12 protein-coding genes are annotated in these 16251 nt (G+C 50.8%); 11 read left to right on the plus strand and 1 reads right to left on the minus strand.

Features of this window, described 5'->3' with window-relative positions:
• The coding region (locus GXO76_08005) for a right-handed parallel beta-helix repeat-containing protein (protein ID NOY77797.1) at positions 1–207 on the minus strand (207 nt) is incomplete at its 3' end.
• Between the two features lie 392 nt (positions 208–599).
• Here GXO76_08005 and GXO76_08010 point away from each other — a divergent pair.
• The 11 genes from GXO76_08010 to GXO76_08060 all read left to right on the plus strand — a co-directional run bounded on the left by GXO76_08010 (position 600) and on the right by GXO76_08060 (position 16122).
• Positions 600–2681, plus strand: coding sequence for a transcriptional initiation protein Tat (locus tag GXO76_08010; protein ID NOY77798.1), 2082 nt, complete (start codon positions 600–602; stop codon positions 2679–2681).
• A gap of 672 nt (positions 2682–3353) precedes the next feature.
• Positions 3354–3503 carry a hypothetical protein gene (locus GXO76_08015; protein ID NOY77799.1) on the plus strand — a complete coding sequence of 50 codons (150 nt, stop codon included), beginning with the start codon at positions 3354–3356 and terminating at the stop codon, positions 3501–3503.
• Positions 3504–3521: 18 nt separating this feature from the next.
• Positions 3522–4070 (plus strand): hypothetical protein, encoded by a 549-nt coding sequence (locus GXO76_08020; protein ID NOY77800.1) that lies wholly within the window; start codon positions 3522–3524, stop codon positions 4068–4070.
• Positions 4071–4115: 45 nt separating this feature from the next.
• Positions 4116–4619: a hypothetical protein gene (locus tag GXO76_08025; GenBank protein ID NOY77801.1), complete on the plus strand. Its 504-nt coding sequence runs from the start codon at positions 4116–4118 to the stop codon at positions 4617–4619.
• A 187-nt stretch (positions 4620–4806) separates the two neighbouring features.
• Positions 4807–5085, plus strand: coding sequence for a hypothetical protein (locus tag GXO76_08030; GenBank protein NOY77802.1), 279 nt, complete (start codon positions 4807–4809; stop codon positions 5083–5085).
• A gap of 18 nt (positions 5086–5103) precedes the next feature.
• Positions 5104–5898 carry a prolipoprotein diacylglyceryl transferase gene (lgt, locus tag GXO76_08035; protein NOY77803.1) on the plus strand — a complete coding sequence of 265 codons (795 nt, stop codon included), beginning with the start codon at positions 5104–5106 and terminating at the stop codon, positions 5896–5898.
• 388 nt (positions 5899–6286) lie between these two features.
• Entirely contained in the window at positions 6287–8848 is a 2562-nt protein-coding gene (locus tag GXO76_08040) for a glycosyltransferase family 1 protein (GenBank protein NOY77804.1), read from the plus strand.
• A 475-nt stretch (positions 8849–9323) separates the two neighbouring features.
• On the plus strand, positions 9324–11243 hold the full coding sequence (locus GXO76_08045; GenBank protein ID NOY77805.1) for a hypothetical protein: 1920 nt from the start codon (positions 9324–9326) through the stop codon (positions 11241–11243).
• 298 nt (positions 11244–11541) lie between these two features.
• Positions 11542–12558: a hypothetical protein gene (locus tag GXO76_08050; GenBank protein ID NOY77806.1), complete on the plus strand. Its 1017-nt coding sequence runs from the start codon at positions 11542–11544 to the stop codon at positions 12556–12558.
• 526 nt (positions 12559–13084) lie between these two features.
• On the plus strand, positions 13085–14659 hold the full coding sequence (locus GXO76_08055) for a long-chain fatty acid--CoA ligase (GenBank protein ID NOY77807.1): 1575 nt from the start codon (positions 13085–13087) through the stop codon (positions 14657–14659).
• A gap of 203 nt (positions 14660–14862) precedes the next feature.
• Positions 14863–16122, plus strand: a complete 1260-nt coding sequence (locus GXO76_08060; protein ID NOY77808.1) for an acyl-CoA/acyl-ACP dehydrogenase — start codon at positions 14863–14865, stop codon at positions 16120–16122.
• Positions 16123–16251: the final 129 nt, after the last annotated feature.

A 16251-nucleotide genomic window follows, 5' to 3' on the forward strand; every position in this document is an offset into this window, starting at 1 on the left:
TATTTCACCGCGCTTAAACAAAACCGAATCGCCGGGAGCGAGAGAAAATCGGCTCACTTTATCGACCGTTTTCCAGGGGGATGCCGGGCTGAGGCCGCTATTACTGTCCTTACCGTGCGAAGCATCAACAAAATAGGTTCTGGCAAAGCCTATTCCGGGCCAAAGCAGAAGGAGCAGAAGCAGTATTTTGGAATAAATGTTCTTCATATTTTGCCAAATTGGACGTGCGTAGCCAACACCAAATGAGAGCAGTGTGTGGACAAAATGTAAAGAACGCCCTGCGCAATAGCAAGCAAAAAATCCAAAACAAAGAATTAGGGACAATTTTTTGTGCCTGACTATTTTGTGGCAAATTTTCCTATTGTGAAAAACGCTTCACTTTTTGAACTGAGACAAGAACTGAGACAAGGTAACCTTTTTTTAAGAAGATTACCTTGTCTCTTTTTATCTCTTTTTAGTTTCGTTTTCGGTTGATTTTATTTGTGGTTTGTGTGTAAATTAAATAGGGAATGGAGATTTTCGTTGTCTTTTCCATTTGCGCATTCGCGGCCTTTTTTTCTTTTGAATGGTTTTTAAACACAGCCGGATTACCCAAATAAATGCAAACACATTTCACGATGGAGTTTATCATGCATTCTGAAAAAATATTCTTAAAGAGATTTAGCCTGGCTTTACCTTTTGGGCTCATTGTGCTATTTCTCCTGTTTACCCGACCCTTAAATGCCGGTGTAAAGATCGTGCAAACACCTCCTCAACAGGCCGCAAATCGTTTTTATGGCGGGAATCGCCCGCCGCTTTTACCGAATCCACTCATTAAACTGCCCATCGGTGCTGTGCAGCCCGAAGGATGGATCCGGCATCAATTGGAATTGATGGCCAAGGGTTTTACGGGACATCTCAGTGAAATAAGCACATATTGTAAGATTAAAGATAACGCCTGGGTAAGCCCCAACGGGCGAGGGGAAGACGGTTGGGAAGAGGTCCCTTATTGGCTGAGGGGTTACATTGAGCTCGGCTATATTTTGAATGATAAACGAATCATCAATGAATCGAAGCAATGGGTGGAGGGGGTGTTGTCCGGTCAGGCTCCCAACGGATATTTTGGGCCGCGGGCGAACTGGGAAAGGGCTCAGGTTTCCTTCACCACACGGCATGATATCTGGCCCAATATGGTTATGTTGTATGTTTTACGATCCTATTATGATGCCACGCATGACCCCCGGGTAATCAAATTGATGACAAATTATTTTAAATGGATGAAAACCATCCCGCTGCAGGATTTTCTGCCCGGAACCTGGCAGAAGTGGCGCGCAGGGGATAATTTGAACAGCATCTACTGGCTTTACAATCAAACGGGACAAAAGTGGCTTCTGGAGTTGGCATTGGTCAATCACGATCAGACAGCCGATTGGGCGGGGAATATTCCCACCTGGCACGGGGTTAATCTGGCGGAAGGCTTCCGGGAGCCCGCGCAATTTTACCAGCAAATTCACGATCAACGGTATTTGGATGCCTCCGGTTGGGCCTACCATGCGTTTATGGATGTGTACGGCCAGGTGCCGGGAGGCATGTTCGGAGCTGATGAAAATGCAAGAAAGGGCCACACGGGGCCCCGGCAGGCGGCCGAGACCTGTTCCATGGTGGAATTTATGCACAGTGATGAGCTTCTGCTCCGGATTTCGGGAAATGTTGTGTGGGCGGATCGCTGCGAAAATGTTGCCTTTAACTCCCTTCCGGCCGCCATGACACCCGATTTAAAGGGATTGCATTATCTTACGGCGCCGAACATGGTTCAACTGGACAGAAAAAGCAAGGCGCCGATGCTTGAAAATGGAGGCGATATGCTCTCCTATAATCCCTGGAAATATCGCTGCTGCCAGCACAACGTTTCTTTTGGCTGGCCATACTATGCTGAAAGGCTTTGGATGGCAACACGGAACAACGGATTAGCCGCCGTGTTTTACGCCCCCAGCACCGTATCGGCCAAAGTAGCCGACGGAGAAAAAATTATTATTCAGGAAAAGACAAATTATCCCTTTGATAAGGCGATTCATTTTAAGCTTACTCTCAAAAATTCAACACAATTCCCGCTTTATTTCAGAGTGCCGGGCTGGGCCTCTAACGCACAACTCAGAATAAATGGTCGGAAAGTTCCACGTCACATTGAGCCGTCAAAATGGATTTCAATCAATCGTGTCTGGAAGAACGGCGATCAGATCGAGCTGATTTTCCCGATGAAGGTAACCGTGAAAATCTGGAAGAAGAACAAGAACGCCATTTCCGTCAATCGGGGTCCGCTCACCTATTCATTGAAAATAGGCGAACGCTGGGTGCGGTATGGCGGTACCGATACGTGGCCGGCTTACGAGGTTTTTCCCACCACGCCGTGGAATTACGGGTTGATTGTCAATCTGAAAAAACCCGAAAAATCCTTTAAGGTGATCAAACATTCCGGGGAACTGGCTTTTCAACCCTTCTCATTAAACAATGCCCCCATTAAAATTCTGGCCAAAGCAAAGCGAATCCCGGGTTGGGGGTTGGAAAAAAACGGATTGATTCAAGAAATCCCAAAAAGTCCGGTTTATGTGAATGGGCGCACCGAAACGATTACGTTGATCCCGATGGGATGTGCACGGCTTCGGGTATCCGCATTTCCCCGAATCGGGGAAAAGGGAAACTAAAATCAGCAGACTGAAAAAGCGGCATCCATTATTTGGATCAGGGAATGGCCAAATGTTGAAGCGCCCGGTTATTTTTACAACCAGGGTTTCGTGCAGTTTAATTTCAACAGGAACAGGTTGTAAAGCGTCGTGAACGCGGAAGGGGGGCCTTTTGGAACGCCTCCGTTAGGGATGCTTAAATGCCCTTTTTCCAATGAACAGCGCAAAATTCAGTGGGTTCAGTTACGGTCCCGGCGACTGGCGGATTTGCCTGTTTTTTGTGGGGAAGAGCAGCCCCCGAGAGTATCCCCTAAAATCCTTTCAAACAATCCCAAACCGGTTGTCTATTTTTATAATTTGTGTTGAATAGTCTCCAATTCAGATTGAACCCGCGGATATGTCCATTTTCACTGGCCCGAAAAATTCAAAAAGTACACCTGCTAACTATTTGTTAATTTAGTTAAATAGCAAATAAATGACTAAAGATTTCAAAAATTATTTTGCACTGGTACGGTAGTTGTTGTAATAATATGTGAGTTCACCCTAAAGAGGCAGGGAATAGCAGAGGCTTTCTCAGGCAGACTCACATTGGAAGGGTCGATTTTTTGTACACAATGCGACTCACAATTCGTGCATTCAGACGGCCACATGCGGTGTGTCGTTCAGATTACCCGGATAAAGAAGGAGGATCCTATGAAAGGGAAACATCAGAAAATCGGTTTAAGTCTTTTTCTGTTGATCGTGTTGGGCGGGTTCTTTAGCCTATCGGCGGCTCAGCAGAAAAGCGACCATTCAATTCAGAAACTTCAGGTGGTAACGCTGAAAATTACGGGCATGACCTGACACTCCTGTGTCCCGGAAGTGCAGGCTGCACTTAAGAAGCTGACTGGTGTTAAGGATGTCAAGGTCTCATTCAAGAAGAATCAGGCCGTGGTTGTATTTGATTCCACCCGGGTTTCCATTGCCGATATGGCTGCGTCCCTTAAAAAGGCCGGATATGGCGTTAAAGGACATACCCCGCCTGAAGCCTGGTATCCTTCGCCGAAAAAAACAGAGAAAATAATTTCTCAAAAAGGCAAAAAGGAAATAGCCGTGTTCCATAAGCTTTCCGCGAAACAATTAGCAGCGCAGTTGAAGGAAAAGAATTTTCTTCTGGTAAATGTGCATATTCCGTACGCAGGAGAGCTGCCTCAGACCGATTTTTTTGTTCCTTACGATCAGATCAAACAGAATATCAACAAATTTCCAAAGGACAAAAATGCCAAAATCGTTGTTTATTGCCGCAGCGGGGGCATGAGTATTATCGCTGCCGAAACGCTGGCGAAATTGGGATACAAAAACGTGTACTATCTTTCCGGAGGAATGCGGGCATGGACGCAGGCCGGGAATAAGCTGATCATAAAAAAATAACGAATGATTCTGCTTTGAGTTGAGCCCGTTTGTAGAATAGTCCCCATGGGTGTGCAGATTATTGTGCAAACGGGCACACAAAAAGCGACAACGTCAGATGTTCTGCCGCGTATTTATACACAGGACAGCCTGAAAAAAATAAGAAGATTGATCATGTGCCACATTGTTTTACTGATGCCTGTTCTGGGATTGGGGGTTTTCTGGGTACTTCCCCTTCCCATTGCCATTCCGGTTTATTTGGTGATTTTGGCGGGCTCCCTGTTTGTTTACTATGCCATGATTCACGCCATGCACTGCCCGGTTCAGACAGGCGTTGAAGGAATGGTGGGCGATGTGGGAGACGCGCTGGAGAGTCTGAATCCCCGGGGAAAGGTTTTGATGCATGGGGAAATCTGGAAAGCAGAATCCTCAGATAGAACAAAGAAGGGCGATCAGGTGGAAGTGGTTGGCGCAAATGGCCTGATGCTGCAGGTTCGGAGAGTGGCTCCGGTGAGAGACCGGCCGCCGACGAAGAACGGGATCAGGGGGCACTTCGAGCCACTCCATTAATCCGTCCCCTGAAAAAGAATGCGAGAATGTGTTTAAAACAAATGGAAATATATTATTTCCAAGAAAAAGGAGTTCCACAATGTCAACGACATGGCTAATTATCATAGGGGTCGGTGTTGTACTGTTTTTTGTGTTCAGGAGCAAACGCGGAGCGGTCGAAAGCCACTTCCCTTCGGCTGGCGAAGTCATGCAGCCATCTGTCCATGAACAGGCAAATCCCAACAAGCAGGCAGTGCCGGAGGACAGGCGATACAAACGAGCCGATCCTGCCGAAATTGTCGTCTTGAAAGACAGACCTCACGATACCCCCGACCATGCGGAGATAGCGATCCCCGCGGACAGGCGTCATGAAAAGATTGCTCACGCCGAGATCATATTACCCGGAGACGGGCGTTCTAAACAGGTCAATCCGTCGGAAAGACTATCCCGTGAGGAGAAGCATCACAAACATAATCGTTGCTGCTAACCGCAGTTTAGGAGAATTATGTATCCAATTTTATTGAAAATAGGGCCCATTACAATCTACACGGTGGGCGTGCTGCATACCCTGGCCATTGCGGTGGCCGTATGGTGGGCCTTTCGGCATAGCCGGAAGGCGGGGATTGATCCCAAGCAGCTTTTGGATTTGGCCGTTGTCATCGTTGTGTGGGCCGTGGTTGGAGCACGGATTTTCTCGATTCTATTTGACGGCAATTTAAACGGGTATCTGAGACATCCTCATACAATGCTGATGGTCTGGGAAGGCGGATTCACATTTTATGGGGGGTTTCTATTCGGTTTGGCCGCGGGCATCTGGTATGTGCGCAAGCACAAATGGAACGGCTGGAAAACGGCCGATCTTATGGCACCGGCGCTGGCGCTGGGATTAACTGTCGGGCGCCTGGGCTGTTTTTTTTCGGGAGACAGCTTCGGCAAACCCACACAATTACCGTGGGGTGTCACGTTTACCAGCCCATACTCCCTGGCGCCTACGGGCATTCCTCTGCATCCCACGCAGATCTATTCAGTGATTACCAACTTTTCCCTGTTTTGGATTTTGCTTTGGTGGCAAAAGCGACAACGATTTCAGGGAGAATTATTTTTGATTTTTATGATGCTCTACGCTGTCACACGCTCATTTGTCGAAATTTTTCGAAATGATCCGCGGGGGGTCTATTTGAACGGACTGATTTCAACCTCGCAGATCATCAGTATCTTGGTTGCCGCCGTGGCTGTGTGGCTCTATTTTAATCGGTTAAGAAAAATGCGAAGCGAACTCATTATTCCGAAAGCAGGATAAGTAAAAAACAGGTGAAGGTCCCTGGACAAAGAAACGATCGGCGGAGAAGGTGCGCGTAAGCCATTCCCGGGAAGAGACAAACCGGTAAGCCCGAATCTGAGACCCGCCATAAAACGAAAGGCAGTTGGATCATGGATATAAATAGTCTTATTTTCGGAGCGACATCAATTATGTCTCTCTTGTTTTTCAGAGATCGTTTCCGGCGTCGCGAGGACGGCACAGAGGGGGCAACCCTTGCATTCAGGCACGTTGGCGGTGGGTGTTGTGGGGGGCATACCTCGACCCGGTCTGATCCGCAAAGAGGCCCGATCTCCAATAAAGTGAGCATCCGGACGGATCCCGTCTGCAGCTTTTTAAATCACAGCGAATCACTAAAGGAGATTTGATGATGCGACCCATTCATTCATTTACAGTAGTTCCCTCTCTTCCGGAAAATTTAGGTGTCCTCAGGGAGCTGGCCTTTAATCTGCGCTGGTCCTGGGATCACGAGACGATCGAGCTCTTTCGCCGTCTGGACCGCAACCTGTGGGAGGAGACCGGTCACAACCCGGTGCTTTTGCTGAGCCGTATTCGGCAGGAACAGCTTGAGGAGGCAGCCTCCGATGCGGGTTTTATGGCGCACTACGAACGCGTCGGGCGAAATCTTTCGGACTATCTGAACGACAAAAGCACCTGGTATCGTAAAACCTACGGGACGGATGATCAGGTGCGGATCGCCTATTTTTCGGCCGAATTCGGGCTTACGGAATGTCTGCCGATCTATTCGGGCGGACTGGGCATTCTGGCGGGCGATCACCTCAAATCGGCCAGCGAGCTGGGCCTGCCCCTGGTCGGGGTGGGATTGCTCTACCAGCAGGGCTACTTCCGCCAGTATCTTAATGCTGACGGATGGCAGCAGGAATCTTATCCTTTCAACGATTTTTACAATATGCCGATCGAACTGGAACAGCGGGAGGACGGATCACCGCTAACGGTGGACGTGGCCTACCCCGGCCGCACGGTCACGGCTCAGATCTGGCGCGTACAGGTGGGGCGGGTGCCTCTGTATCTGCTGGATACCAATATCGAGGCGAACCGGCGGGAGGATCAGGATATCACGGATCAGTTGTACGGCGGCGATACCGAGATGCGGGTTCAGCAGGAGATGATGTTGGGTATCGGCGGAATGGCGGCCCTGGCGGCATTGAACCTCCAGCCCACCGTTTGCCACATGAACGAGGGACACTCCGCCTTTCTGGCATTGGAGCGTATCCGCCGTCTGATGGAAACCCACGGTCTCTCTTTTGCCGAAGCCCGCGAAGTGGCCTCCGCCGGGCATGTTTTCACCACGCATACGCCGGTTGCCGCCGGCAACGACTATTTTGCACCGGCTCTGATGGATAAATATTTTAGCGACACCTATCGGGCACTGGGCCTGTCCCGTAAGGAATTTCTGGCGCTGGGCCGGCAGCATGCGGAGGATGATAAAGAACCCTTTTGCATGACCATTCTCGCCTTGCGGTTGTCCGCGCATTGTAACGGTGTTAGTCAGCTTCACAAAGTAGTGGCCCGCCGTATGTGGCAGGGAATCTGGCCGGGAGTGCCGGAGGATGAACTGCCCATTGCTGCGGTAACCAACGGCATTCATTATCGCTCCTGGATATCCAAAGAGATGGCCAGCCTCTACGATCGCTACCTGGGGCCCGTCTGGCTGGAGCGGCCCGCTGACCAGAGCGTTTGGGCGGGGATTGAGGAGATGCCTGTGGAGGAATTGTGGCGCACCCACGAACGGCGTCGGGAGCGGCTGGTGGCTTTTGCCCGGCGGCGCCTGCGCCTTCAGGCGGAACGGCGGGGGTTGTCCTCCTCTGACCGGGCGGTGGCCGACGAAGTGCTGAACCCCGATGCCCTGACGATCGGCTTCGGGCGGCGATTTGCCACCTACAAGCGGGCCACGTTGCTGCTGCGGAATCCCGAGCGGCTGATAAAAATCCTGGATGACCCGGATCGGCCGGTACAAATCATATTTGCCGGGAAAGCGCATCCACAGGACAATCTCGGAAAAGATCTGATCCGCCAGATTATCCACTTCGCACGTACGGAAGAGGCGCGGCGGCACATCGTTTTTATTGAAGACTACGACATGGATGTTGCCCGTTACCTGGTGCAGGGGGTGGACGTCTGGCTGAATACCCCGCGCCGTCTGCAGGAAGCCAGCGGCACCAGCGGTATGAAAGCCACGGCCAACGGGGCTATTAACCTGAGTGTTCTGGACGGCTGGTGGGATGAGGCGTACTCACCCGAAGTGGGCTGGCCGATCGGCCTTGGGGAAGAATATGAGGATTTTGAGTATCAGGACGAAGTGGAATCCAACGCCATTTATGACCTGTTGGAAAAGGAAATTGTCCCCATGTTCTACGAGCGCGGCCGCGATGGTCTGCCGCGGCGCTGGGTTGCGCGGATGAAATCGGCCATGCGCGCCGTCTGCCCGGTGTTCAACACGAATCGCATGGTGCACGAATACGCAGAGCGTTTCTACATGCCCTCCGCCGAACATTTCGAACACCTGGCTGCCGATCAGTTCGCCCGGGCAAAGGCACTGGCGCTCTGGAAAGCACGGGTTCGGAGCAACTGGCCGCAAGTCCATGTCGAAACCGTGGAAGCCCCGGCGGTGAATCAGTTCAAAGTGGGGGATAAAGTGGACGCCAAGGCCCGGATCCACCTCGGCAATTTGAAGCCTGAGGACGTCGCCGTGGAGCTGTATCTCGGCAGGCTGAATACAAAGGGAAACATCACGGACGCCGGAACCACCCGCATGGAACCGGTGGAATCCCAGTCCGATGAAAACTATCTGTACGCCGCCAGTGCGGTTCCCTGTCACAAAAGCGGGCTGCATGGCTACACGATTCGCGTGATGCCGTGGCATGAGGATCTCTGGGGTCCCTGGGAAACCGGTCTGGTGGCCTGGGCATAGCTGTAAAAGGCCTTCAAGGCGAGCATCGTATTTCTTATTCCCTGAGTATTTCCCGACGAATGATGCACAACGGCAGCAGACCGAATTTTGCCGCGATTGGAGGGTGGCAACGGCGCTGCCAAATTTCCGGTACCTGTAAAGGAACGCCGAATAACGATAAAAAGTGCTTGATAAGTGGGCCATTATTTTGTATGATATGACGGAGAAAAAGGTCGCGGGGTTTAAACTAACCGATGGGAGACCAAAAATCACCGGCATGCTGAAGCCACCGGAGGCGGATAAACGATCCTCTGAAATGAAGAAAAAATTTTTACTCACGTTTATTTGTGTTATTTCAGGAGTATTCTTTGTGCTGCCCACCTATCTTATTTCGGGAAATCGTGACGGTCGTGGGGAAAAAAATCTGATAACCGTTTACAGCACGGAAGACACCACCAACCGGGATGTCACGTATCGTGATTCTCGTTTTCTGACGATGAAAACAACCCGCACGAGTTTTACGTTTCCCGAATATGCCTCGCGCCGGGACTGGGAAACACGAGCGGAAGTGCTGCGGAGACAAATTTTGGTTGCTGCCGGATTGTGGCCCTTTCCCCCAAAAACGCCGTTGCATGCCCGAATTTTCGGCCGCATTGAACATTCAGGCTATTCCGTGGAAAAGGTTACGTTTGAGAGCTATCCCCGCTTTTTTGTAACCGGGAATCTTTACCGGCCCCGCGGTCAATCCGGCCCCTTTCCGGCGATTCTTACCCCGCACGGACATTGGGCACACGGCCGTTTGGAAAATTCAGAACGGGTATCTGTTCCGGGCAGGTGCATTAATCTGGCCCGGCAGGGCTACGTGGTGTTTTCCACCGATATGGTCGGTTATTGTGACAGCAAACAAATCTCTCATAAATTTGCGGGCGACAGCCTTTCCCAGGTTTTTGGAATCAGCCTCCTGGGCCTCCAGCTCTGGAACAGTATTCGTTCCCTCGATTTTTTGGAGAGCCTTCCCGATGTGGACGCCAAACGAATCGGGTGTACGGGCGCCTCTGGCGGCGGGACTCAAACCTTCCTGTTAACGGCTGTTGATCCGCGGGTCAAAGTGGCTGCTCCCGTAAATATGGTTTCCGCAGATTTTCAGGGCGGCTGCCTTTGCGAAAATGCCCCGGGTCTTCGCATCGATGCCTTCAATGTGGAGTTTGCAGCCCTGGCAGCCCCCCGCCCGCTGCTTTTGGTTTCAAATACCCACGACTGGACGAAAAACACCCCCTGGGTCGAGTATCCCATGCTGAAAAAGATTTACGATTTGTACGATGCCGGAGACCGACTGAAAGCTGTTCAATTTGATTTCCCCCACAATTACAACAAACCCAGTCGGGAAGCCGTATATGCCTGGTTTGGAAAATGGCTCCTGGGAATAGACGATTCGAAACGTCTGAAAGAAACCCCCTTTCAGGCAGACTCGGGGGAGGCCCTTCGGATTTTTCTGAAAAAAGAACCGCCCGGAAAGTTAACCGAGGAAACCCTGAAAACCGAATTGAGACAGATGTCCGATCGGATGATCCAACAATATTGGCCCAAAGATCGTCCGGGACTCAGCAGATTTCGGACGAGTTACGGAGAGGCTTTCCGGACGGTAGTGGCAGCCAGGCGTCCTGCGAAAATCATCATTCGACCGGTGGGCGAATGGAGACGTGAAAATGCACAGCTTCAAACACTTCTGATCGCGCGGGAGGGAAAACACGATTGGATCCCGGCCGTTTGGGTGAAACCGGCCTTGCCGTCCGGTTCGGCGGTACTGGTGATCTCCGGACGTGGTAAAAAATGTCTCTTTCAGGCGGATTCCGGAAAACTCGCGGTGTGGGTTCAGGCTCTTCTAAGTAAGGGGGAATCCCTGCTTGCCATTGATCCGTTCGGGATCGGTGAACATGTTCTTCCGAAGGGAACGCAAACCGCGCGGAATAAGCGCGTCAAATTCTTTACCACGTTTAATCGTACCGATGTTCAGGAACAGGTACAGGACGCCCTGACCGCCCTTGAGGCCCTTGAGCGGTTGTCGGGTTCTGACACATTGTCTCTGTTGGGATTGGGAAAAGGCGGACCGGCGGCTCTTTTGGCAGGTGCCCTCACGCAGAATCTGCAAAAAATAATCATTGACGGATCGGTATTCCGAGGGAGAAAACCTGAGGTTTTGCTTCGGTATTTTGTGCCCGGTCTGGGACGAATCGGGGGTTTTACACTGGCGGCCGCGTTGAGCGCCCCGCAGCCCTTACAGGTTTTTACGGGATTGGATTCCACTAATCTCGAGTTTGAACCGGTACTTCAGGTGTACAAGTTGTTTAATCGGGGGCAAGTGGTCCAATTTCATAAAAAAACGCTGACACGCGGGCAGATCAAAAATCTATTTTGATTCTTGAAGCTTTTCCGAAAATTGGCAGAGGGTACAAAAGGCATGAATCTGTTTTCGTTGCAATCACTTTGCGAAATGAGGGGGCAAAAGCAGATCCATCTTTTAAAACACCTTTAAAACACCTTAGTAATGTGTTTTCAAAACAGAACAATTTTCGCCGTCTGTAAACTTTTTAGTGAAAAAAACAGGCCAATATCCAAATATTTTTCTAAAACAGTAGCTTTTCGGAATTTTATTTCTTATATTTAACAGTCTGTTAAATCATCAATCAAAATTATTTTGAAGGAGAATCCCCACGATGAAAAAGTATGTCATTTTCCCCGTTTTGGCCCTTCTCTTGTTAGCCTCCTGTGGCAAGAAGCAAGAAGGTGTTGTTTTGAAAAAGGGTACGCCGGCTTATCAATTGGCCAGCGCCATTTCTGAAAAGGTTCCTTATCTCAGTCCCGATAAGAATAATGTCATTGTAACAACAAAAGATTTTAAGATTACCTCCGGCGAGATTTTTCAGAACTTAGTTGAAAGCTCCGGCAAACGAACCGATCAATTGAAAGCCATCGGCGCCGACCGGCTGAAAACCATTATTAAACAGACGGCCACCAATCTGGCAGAAAAAAAGCTGCTTTTAAAAGCGGCGAAAGAAGCCAATATTACGGTAACCCCTGCCGAACTGGATAGTGTTTTGAATCTTCAATACAAACGCGCCGGCGGCGAGGCAAAGTTTAACAGCTGGCTGGCCCAGAATGGGATCAGCCCGGATTACGTTAAGAATGAAACGCGCAATATTCTGATCATCCAGAAGTATCTGGACAGTCAGTTAGCGGACTCCATAAAGGTTACGGAAAAAGAAATCGAAGCCGTTTACAACGAACCCAAAACGGCCACCGTGCGTCACATTCTTCTGTTAACCCAGGGCAAGAGTGATTCTGCGAAAAAGGCCATTCGCAAGAAAATGGAAGGCATTCTGGCTCGCGCAAAACGGGGTGAAAATTTTGCCAAACTGGCCAAAGAATATTCGGAGGATCCCGGCTCTAAAGACAAGGGCGGTTTGTACAAGGATTTTGGACGCGGCCGCATGGTAAAACCCTTTGAAGATGCCGCTTTTAATACCCCGGTTGGCCAGATTAGCGGGATTATCGAAACCCGGTACGGGTTCCACATTTTGAAGGTCATCAGTCGGAAAAAAGAAACCCGTCCCCTGAAAGATGTCCGTGCCCAGATCGAGGCCCACCTTAAGCAGAAAAAACAGAGTGAGGCCTACAGTACCCTGATCAAAAAGCTCAAGGATGAAGCGGGCTTTCAAATGGCCACATTTTAGTAATGGGTTCCCTCTAAAAACCACGAATGACGCGACTCTCATTTCAGGAAAATCAATTCGCGGAAATTTGTGGGCAACGGTTTTTTGGAGCAGACTCCATAATCGCTGACTTTCAAAACAAGAGCCGCCTCTTTTGAGGCGGCTTTTTTTATGGTAAAAAATATTTTGGGCAGGCACCGAAAGATGCAAATATCGCTTGCGAAAGAGTATTTGAATGATTAAATTAGCTTTGAAAGTTTTTTTGATGGCAGTAAAATCGGGTCGGATTTTGGCGATTGGAAGAGAAAAAAACGCGGCCTGAAATTACTGATTTGATCTTTGAATGCGAATCGGCCGTTGGTGGTGTTCATTTAATTGGGTGTTTGAAAAAATAGTAACCTCCTGTTTTTGTGATCAGTTGAATGACTATAGAATTTAGGGAAATGGCTGGCAGGATGCAACGTGTAAAAAGAATCCCGAATAGAATAATCGATTTTCACGTCCTGCCACGGTGGAAAAATTCTCATGTTTAATAAGGAGGTGCACCATGAAAGAGTATGTTGTTCACCAGATCATCGGCCGCTCGCTGACCACTCACCCCGATCAGACCATTGTTTCCGGCAACACCCGCTTAACCTATGAAAAATTTTATCTCCGTGTTTTGAGAATTGCCAGCAGCTTGAAAAAGCTGGGAATCGGCAAAGGAACCGTCGTGGGGGTGCTGGATGTGAATACGAACCGCTACCTTGAGCTGCATTATGCCCTGTCCATGTTGGGAGCGATTCTGCACACGATCAATTTTCGCCTGGCCCCGGAGCAGCTGGTGTACACCATGATTCACGCAGAGGATGAGTGGGTTTTTGTGTCCGACACCTTCATGGGCGCCGTCCAGCCCCTGTTTCAGAAATTTCCGAAATGGGTCCTAATGAGCGACAACCCGAATGATCCGCTTCCGGAAGCGGAGACGGTTCATCATTACGAAAATCTTATTGCGGCAGGGGAAGAAAAGGAGCTTCCGGAGGCCGATCACGTCAAAGAAACCGATCCCTTTTCCATCTTTTATACAACAGGCACCACCGGAAAGCCCAAGGGCATCCTCTACCGCCATCGAAATATTTTGCTGGGCGCCCTGCAATTGTTTCATCATCTGGCGCTTCATGAAGGCGGTGCCCGTCCAAGCAGCTCCGATGTGTTCATGCCTCTCATTCCGTTTTTTCATATTCATGCCTGGGGAATGGCCTTTTTCCCGATTTATGTGGGAGCGAAAGTGGTCCTTCCCGGCGCAGCCGATCCTGCCAAACAGGCGGCCCTGATCCAAAAGGAATCCGTGACCTGGCTGAATATGGTACCCACGCAATTGCACATGCTTTTGGATCAGCCGGATTTCGGACACGTCAAGGTTCTGACCGGCGGCAGTCCGCTGCCCTCCGGGCTGGCCAAACGAGCCGATGCTGCGGACGTCCAGTTCAGCCTGATCTACGGCGGATCGGATCAGTTGGGGACGGCCATTTCCGTTGTGCCGGAGGGCGTGCCCCACGACAGCCCCGAAGCGCTGGAATGGCGGCGCGTGGGCATGCGGCTTTTGCCGATGACGGATGTGTCGCTCCGGGACAAAGAGGGCCGCGAGGTGCCGCACGACGGGAAGAGTCTGGGACAAGTGTGGGTGAGCAGCCCCTGGCTTCCGGAAGGCTACTACAAAAATCCGGAGGCGTCGCAGCAGGCCTACGTGGACGGTTGGTTTAAAACCGGTGATATTGGGCTTTTTTATCCGAATGGGCTCCTTTACGTAGCCGACCGCGAGGGAGATGCCGTTAAAAGCGGCGGCGAGTGGATTCCCACCGGAACGCTGGAAGCGGTTCTCTCCGAACACCCGGCTGTTGAGCTGGTGGCTGTGATTCCGAAGCCGGATGAACGCTGGGGACAGCGCCCGCTGGCTGTTATCAAAGCCCGGGAAGAGGTGACGGTAGACGCCCTGCGCGAGTTTTTAAAAACCAAAGTGGACGAAGGCAAAATTGCCAAATTCTGGATTCCGGATCATTTTGAATTTGTGGATGAAATTCCGCTGACCAGCGCGGGCAAATTGAACAAGGCCGCACTGCGGGAAAAATATTCAAACAAATAAAGGGTGTTCCTCGTCGGGGGTGAAAAGATGCCGCGAATGCGCGAATGAAAATTTTGGTTTGAAAACCAAGTCTTAAAACTCGCGATATTCTTCGTGTTTTGGTGCCTTCGTGGCAAGAATGTGTGGCTCATTCGGAATGAACTTTTTTCAAAGAAAAGATGTTGTTTTATTAAAAGAGGTTTTTAAATCGGAAGGAGAAAAAAATGTCGACCAATGCGTTGTTGACGACTGCCGATAAGGAGCTCAGGGAAAAGGTTCAGGATTTTGTCTCCTGGGTTCCGAAAGAGCTGTTGTTGAAGATGGACCGGGACGAGGTGTTGTACCCGAAAGAATTTTTACAGGAGGCCGGGAAACGCCACCTTCTGGGTTTGCGGTTTGATTCAAAATGGGGGGGCAGTAACCGGCCGTGGACGTCTGAAATGGTGGCACTGGAAGAGGTGGGTGTTCTGGGAACCTCGCTGGCGTGCCTGTACTCGCTGGTTTCCATCGTGGGGGAAGCCATTCATGTGTTTGGCACGGACGAGCAGAAGGAGCGGTTTCTGAAGCCCATGGTCGAAGGGAAACTGGCTCCGGCCGAGGCTCTGACGGAACCCCGCGGCGGCTCCGACTTTTTTGCCGCGACCACCAAGGCTCGTCGGGAGGGTGATATGTTTTACCTGACCGGGCAGAAGCGCTTTGTCGTGGGTGCCGAGGGAGCCGACGTGTTTCTGGTGTACGGAAAGGTAGAGGGCATTGACGATGCGAAAAAAGCGATGACCGCCTTTTTGGTGGAACGGGGCCCGGGAGTCTCCGTTGAGCATGTTTACGGACTCATGGGAACCCGCGGCGGCGGGACCGGCCGATTGGTGTTCCGGGATGCACCGGTACCGCTCAAAAATGTTCTGGGCGGTGAGGCCGGCATCGGGAACGGCACGAGTGTGTTTCACCAGATGATGATTCCGGAGCGGCTTACCTCCGCAGGAGGGGCCGTAGGAATGGGCCGTGCAGCCATTGAAGTAGCCGCCCGGTACGCCGATAAGCGGCGGGCTTTCGGGCAAAAGATTCGCCGGTTTGAGGCCGTTAGTTTTAAAGTGGCCGACAGTCTGACCCTTCTGGATGCGGCCCGGGCTCTGAACCACGCCGCCGGAGCCGCTGTGGATGCAGGACTTCCTCCGGGAAGAGTCCGCCGCCTGGTTTCCGAGGCCAAAAAATTCTCCACCGAATCCGCCTGGACGGTCGTCAATCACGCCATGCAGATTCTGGGAGGAATCGGTTACACCAATGTCTTCCCGGTGGAAAAAATGCTTCGTGATGTGCGGTTGATCACCATCTGGACGGGAACCAATGAAATTATGGATCTGGTGATTCAGCACGAGTTTTACAAGGAATTTTTAGCGAATCCACCAAGGGGCCGGGACATTGAAGGCGATGCCGAGGAAGCGGATCGGACGGAAGAAAAGGTGTACAACGACGAGGAGGAATAAAAAAGGCACGGAAAAGGGATTCTCTGGTCCGTTCGGGCACGCTTGAAATAAAACCCGAAGTTAAAGGGGGGGAGCGCTCTTGACGAAGCTATTTTAAAATTTGACAGGATTTACGGGATTATGGCTTGG

It is taken from the genome of Calditrichota bacterium, assembly GCA_013151735.1.
Lineage (GTDB): Bacteria > Zhuqueibacterota > JdFR-76 > JdFR-76 > BMS3Abin05 > BMS3Abin05.